The sequence below is a fragment of the Streptomyces sp. MMG1121 genome, from assembly GCF_001280015.1.
In the GTDB taxonomy this organism is placed as follows: domain Bacteria; phylum Actinomycetota; class Actinomycetes; order Streptomycetales; family Streptomycetaceae; genus Streptomyces.
In genome coordinates, this window is record NZ_LGDV01000003.1 from 1 (window position 1) to 5,670 (window position 5,670).

Here is a 5,670-nt window from a genome sequence, read left to right on the forward strand (position 1 = left end):
GGACTGGTCGGCGGGTGCGGTGTCGTTGCTGACGGAGGCGGTGGACTGGCCGGAAGCGGCGGGGCGTCCGCGCCGGGCAGGCGTCTCGTCGTTCGGGATGAGCGGCACCAATGCCCACGTGATCGTCGAAGAGGCACCGCCCGCCCCTGCCGTTCCGGACACCGCGGCCCCTTCGGACAGCCCTGCCGTCGACGGCGCGGCTGCCGCCTCCGGCGGCGCCGCGCCGCCCCTGCCCTGGCTCCTCTCCGCGCCCGACCGGAACGCGCTGTTGGCCCAGGCACGGCAGCTGCGCTCCTTCGTCGCCGAGCGTACGGAGCTGAGCCCGCTCGACGCCGCCTACTCGCTGGCGACCACGCGGGCGTCCCTGGACCGCAGGGCGGTGGTGACCGCCGGTGACCGGGATCAACTGCTCGGCGGGCTCGATGCGTTGCTGCTCGGGACACCGTCTGCGGCCGTCACCGAAGGTGCGGTCGCCGATGGCAAGGTGGCCTTCCTCTTCACGGGCCAGGGCGCGCAGCGGCCGGGCATGGGGCGGGAGCTGTACGTGGCCCATCCGGCCTTCGCCACGGCCTTCGACGCGGTGTGCGCCGAACTCGACCCGCACCTGGACCGGCCCGTCAAGGACCTGGTGTTCGGCCCGGACGCGGCGCCGCTGGACCGGACCGGCTACGCGCAGCCGGCACTGTTCGCCGTCGAGGTGGCGCTGTTCCGGCTGCTCGAGTCCTGGGGCGTGCGCCCCGACTACCTGCTCGGCCACTCGATCGGCGAGCTGACCGCCGCACACGCGGCCGGTGTCTTCTCCCTCGCGGACGCCTGTCGCCTGGTCGCGGCGCGCGGCCGGTTGATGGAGGCGCTGCCCGCGGGTGGCGCGATGGTGGCGCTCCAGGCCACCGAGGACGAGGTGCGCGCCTCGCTCGACGAGCTGCGCGCCTCGCTCGACAGCCACCAGGAGCAGGCAGGCTGCATCGACATCGCCGCCGTCAACGGGCCGCACGCCACCGTGATCTCCGGCCTCGACGAATCCGTCTCGCACGTCGCCGGGCAGTGGGCGGCGCAGGGGCGGAAGGTGAAGCGGCTGCGCGTGAGCCACGCGTTCCACTCGCCGCTCATGGACCCGATGCTGGCGGACTTCCGGGAGGTGGCGCAGGCGGTCGAGTACGGCGCACCCAGCATCCCCGTCGTCTCCGACCTGACCGGAACGGTGGCGAGTTCACAGGAGATCGGCACACCCGAGTACTGGGTCCGGCACGTCCGGGAGGCCGTGCGCTTCCACGACGGCATGCGCTTCCTGGAGTCGCAGCAGACCAGGACGTATGTGGAACTGGGACCGGCGGGCGTGCTCAGCGCCATGGGGCAGGACTGCCTCGCCGACGGCCCCGGCGCGGCACTGGTACCGGCGCTGCGCGCGGACCGGCCCGAGGACGAGAGCCTGGTCGCGGCGCTCGCCGCCGTGCACGTACGCGGCGTGGACGTCGACTGGCAGGCGGTGTTCGAGGGCTCCGGACCGCGGCGCACGGACCTGCCGACGTACGCCTTCCAGCGTCAGCGCTACTGGCCCACTGCCACGGCCTCCGCCGCGGTGCCCGGTGACGCCGCCTCGTCACCGACGGGAGACCGGACCGAGGACGCGGCGCCCTTCTGGGACGCCGTGGAGCGGGTGGACCACCGTTCGCTGGCGGCGATGCTGGAGGTGCGCGACGACCAGCCGCTGAGCGACGTGCTGCCCGCGCTGTCGGACTGGCGGCGTCGGCAGCGGGAACAGCGCACGGTGAACGGCTGGCGCTACCGGATCGCCTGGAAGCCGGTCGACGTCCCGCCGCCCGCCCCCGTACTCACCGGCACCTGGCTGATCCTTGTGCCCGCCGAACCAGGGGACCACCCGCTGGTCGAAGGTGCCGTGCGCGCGCTGACCGAGCGCGGCGCGAGCGCTCGTACCCTGCGGGTGCGCGACGGTGCGGACCTGTCCGCCGAGCTGCGCACCGGGATGGCGGACCCGGACGCGGGCCTGGTGGCGGGCGGTCCGCCGGCCGGCGTGCTGTCGCTGCTCGGCCTCGACGACACCCCGGGCGACGAAGGGCCCGCGACCACCCGGGGCGGCCTGGCCACCGTCGCCCTGCTGGCGGCCCTGGCCGACACCGGCCTCCAGGCGCCGCTGTGGTGTGCCACACGAGGCGCGGTCGCGGTGGGTCCCGCCGAGCCCACAGCCAGCGCCCTGCAGGGCCAACTCTGGGGACTGGGACGGGTGATGGCCCTTGAGCGCCCCGCATCCTGGGGCGGTCTCGTCGACCTTCCCGAGACGTGGGACGAGCCGTCCCGCGCCCGGTTCGCCGCCGTACTGACCGGCGCGCACGGAGAGGACCAACTGGCCCTGCGCCGCGGCGGTCTGTACGCCCGCCGGCTGGTGCGCGCAGCGGCGGCCCCCGCCGGGCCGGCCTGGCGGCCACGCGGCACCGTACTGATCACCGGCGGCACCGGAGCGCTCGGCGCGCGGGTGGCCCGCCGCCTGGCGGAGCACGGCGCGGAACACCTCGTGCTGGTGAGCCGCCGCGGCCGGTCGGCACCAGGAGTCGCCGACCTCGAGGGCGAGCTGACCTCTCTGGGCACCAAGGTGACCGTGGCCGAGTGCGATGTGACCGACCGGGCGGCGCTGGCCACCCTGGTCCACGGCCTGCGGGACACCGGCGCGCCCATCCGGGCGGTGGTGCACGCCGCCGGCGCGGCCGAGTACCCGGCCGCGCACACCGACCTCACGGCGCACGCCGCGGTGGTCTGCGCCAAGGTCGCCGGCGCGCTGCACCTGGACGACATCCTCGGCGACGAACCGCTCGACGCCTTCGTCCTGTTCTCCTCCATCGCCGCGGTCTGGGGGAGCGGCGGCCAGGGTTCGTACGCGGCGGCCAACGCCTATCTGGACGCCCTGGCCGAACAGCGCCGTGCCCGCGGCCGGGTCGCCACCTCGGTGGCCTGGGGGCCGTGGGACGAGGGCGGCATGGCCGGTGCCGCCGAGGACCACCTGCGCCGCCGCGGACTGTCCCCGCTCGCCCCGCGGACCGCGCTCGACGCGCTGCAGAGCGCGGTCGCGGACGGCGCACCGTGCGTGGTCGTCGCGGACGTGGACTGGGCACGGTTCGCGCCCGGCTTCACCGCGACCCGGCCTGGCCCGCTGCTCGGCGACCTGCCCGAGGTACGCGCGGCGGCGGACGCGACGGGCCGCGACGGCTCGGCGGGCGCCGGACCCGCCCCCCGTCCTGCCGAACGACTGGCCGAACGACTGCTCGCCGCGCGGGAGGCCGATCGCGAGCAACTGGTCCTGGATCTCGTACGCGAGCACGCCGCGGCGGCTCTGGGCCACACCTCGCCCGCGGGCGTGGGCATCGAGCCGGACCGTGCCTTCCGCGACCTCGGCTTCGATTCGCTGGCCGCCGTCGACTTCCGCAACCGGCTGGCCGGCGCCACCGGGCTGCCGCTGGCGACGACGGTGGTCTTCGACCACCCCACCCCGGCCGGGCTGGCCCGGCACCTGAGAACAGAACTCCTGGGCGTGGCCGCCCACTCGGGGCCGCGGACGGGTTCGAACACCGCTTCCGGCCCGGGTACGGGGGCGAGCCGCGCGCCGCTCGAGCTGATCGGCGAGCTGGAATCCGCCCTGCGGGCGCTCGCGGAGGACGACGCGGCCCGTGCCCACATCGGCGGACGGCTGCACCGCCTCCTGACGGCCTTCAACGAGCACCCGGCGGACGCGCGAGCGACGGCCGACGAAGAAGTCGACACGGCTTCGGCGGATGAGCTTTTCGAGCTCATCCAGCAGGAGTTCGGCAAATCCTGACCCGACCGGCAACACGAGGCCGCGTCTTTGAACCGAGAGCCGAGGGGTAACCCACCGATGGGGAACGAAGACAAGCTCCTGGAACACCTCAAGTGGATGACCGCCGAGTTGAGGCGGACCCGGCAGCGTCTGCAGGAGGTGGAGTCCGCCGAGCAGGAGCCGATCGCGATCGTCTCCATGGCGTGCCGGTTCCCCGGCGGGGTCCAGTCGCCACAGGACCTGTGGCGGCTGCTGCACGACCGGGTGGACGCCATCTCCGGCTTCCCCGAGAACCGTGGCTGGGACCTCGACGCGCTGTACGCGGCGGATCCGGACCAGTCCGGCACCTCGTACGTCCGCGATGGCGGATTCCTCTACGACGCGGGTGACTTCGACGCGGAGTTCTTCGGGATCAGCCCGCGCGAGGCGCTGGCGATGGACCCGCAGCAGCGCCTGCTCCTGGAGACGTCGTGGGAGGCGTTCGAACGGGCCGGCATCGACCCGACCTCCCTGCGAAGCAGCGCGACCGGCGTGTTCACCGGCATCAACGGCCAGGAGTACAGCCCGCGCGCCACGACCGCGCCGGAAGAACTGGAGGGCCATCTGCTCACCGGCACGGCCGCGAGCGTCGCCTCCGGGCGCGTCGCCTACACCCTGGGCCTGGAGGGACCGGCGGTCAGCGTGGACACGGCGTGCTCGTCGGGCCTGGTCGCACTCCATCTGGCCTGCCATGCGTTGCGGCAGGGCGAGTGCTCGCTGGCCCTCGCGGGCGGCGCGACGGTCATGGCGGGCCCCGGCCCCTTCGTCGAGTTCAGCAGGCAGCGAGGCCTGGCCGCGGACGGCCGCTGCAAGCCGTTCGCGGCTGCCGCCGACGGCACCGCCTGGGGCGAGGGCGTCGGCGTCCTGCTGCTGGAGCGCCTCTCGGACGCGCAGCGGCTCGGCCACCCGGTACTGGCCGTGGTGCGCGGCAGCGCGGTCAACCAGGACGGCGCCAGCAACGGCCTGACCGCGCCCAACGGCCCCGCACAGCAGCGCGTGATCCGGCAGGCACTGGCCAACGCCGGGCTGAGTCCGGACGAGGTCGATGCGGTGGAGGCGCACGGTACGGGTACGGCGCTGGGTGATCCGATCGAGGCGCAGGCGCTGCTGGCGACGTACGGACAGGAGCGGCCGGAAGGGCGGCCGCTGTGGCTGGGGTCCGTCAAGTCCAACATCGGGCACACCGCGGCCGCTTCGGGGATCGCCGGTGTGATCAAGATGGTGCTGGCGATGCGGCACGGCGTACTGCCGCCCACGCTGCATGTGGACGAGCCCACGCCGCATGTCGACTGGTCTCCGGGCACCGTGTCCTTGGTGACCGAACCGACCCGCTGGCCGGTCGCCGACGACCGGCCGCGGCGGGCGGCGGTGTCCTCGTTCGGGATGAGCGGGACCAATGCGCATGTGGTGCTGGAGGGGGTTTCGGACCTGGGGGAAAGGGAGCTGACCGGTGATGTGGTGGCTGGTGAAGCGGTGGTCGATGGCGGGCCGGCAGACGGGTCCGGGGACGGCGTCTCGGCGTGGGTGTTGTCGGCGAAGAGTGTGGAGGCGTTGCGGGGGCAGGCGGGGCGGTTGTTGTCGTTGATGGAGGGGCGGCCTGGGGTGAGGCCGCTGGATGTCGCGTTGTCGTTGGTGACGACGCGTGCGGTTCTTCCTCATCGCGCTGTGGTGGTGGGACGGGATCGTGGGGAGTTGTTGGCGGGGCTTGGGGGGTTGGTTTCGGGTGGGGCTTTGGCTGATGGTGTGCCGGCTTCGGGTGTGGTGGCTGGTGTGGCTGGTGTGGGTGGGAAGTCGGTGTTTGTGTTTCCTGGGCAGGGGGCGCAGTG

General features: G+C 73.9%; 2 protein-coding genes. Both read left to right on the forward strand.

The features are described from left to right. The coding region (locus ADK64_RS03025; protein WP_159046145.1) for an SDR family NAD(P)-dependent oxidoreductase at positions 1–3,826 on the forward strand (3,826 nt) is incomplete at its 5' end. Positions 3,827–3,883: 57 nt separating this feature from the next. Continuing rightward, positions 3,884–5,670: type I polyketide synthase (locus tag ADK64_RS03030; RefSeq protein WP_199829465.1), on the forward strand; the 1,787-nt coding region annotated here is incomplete at its 3' end.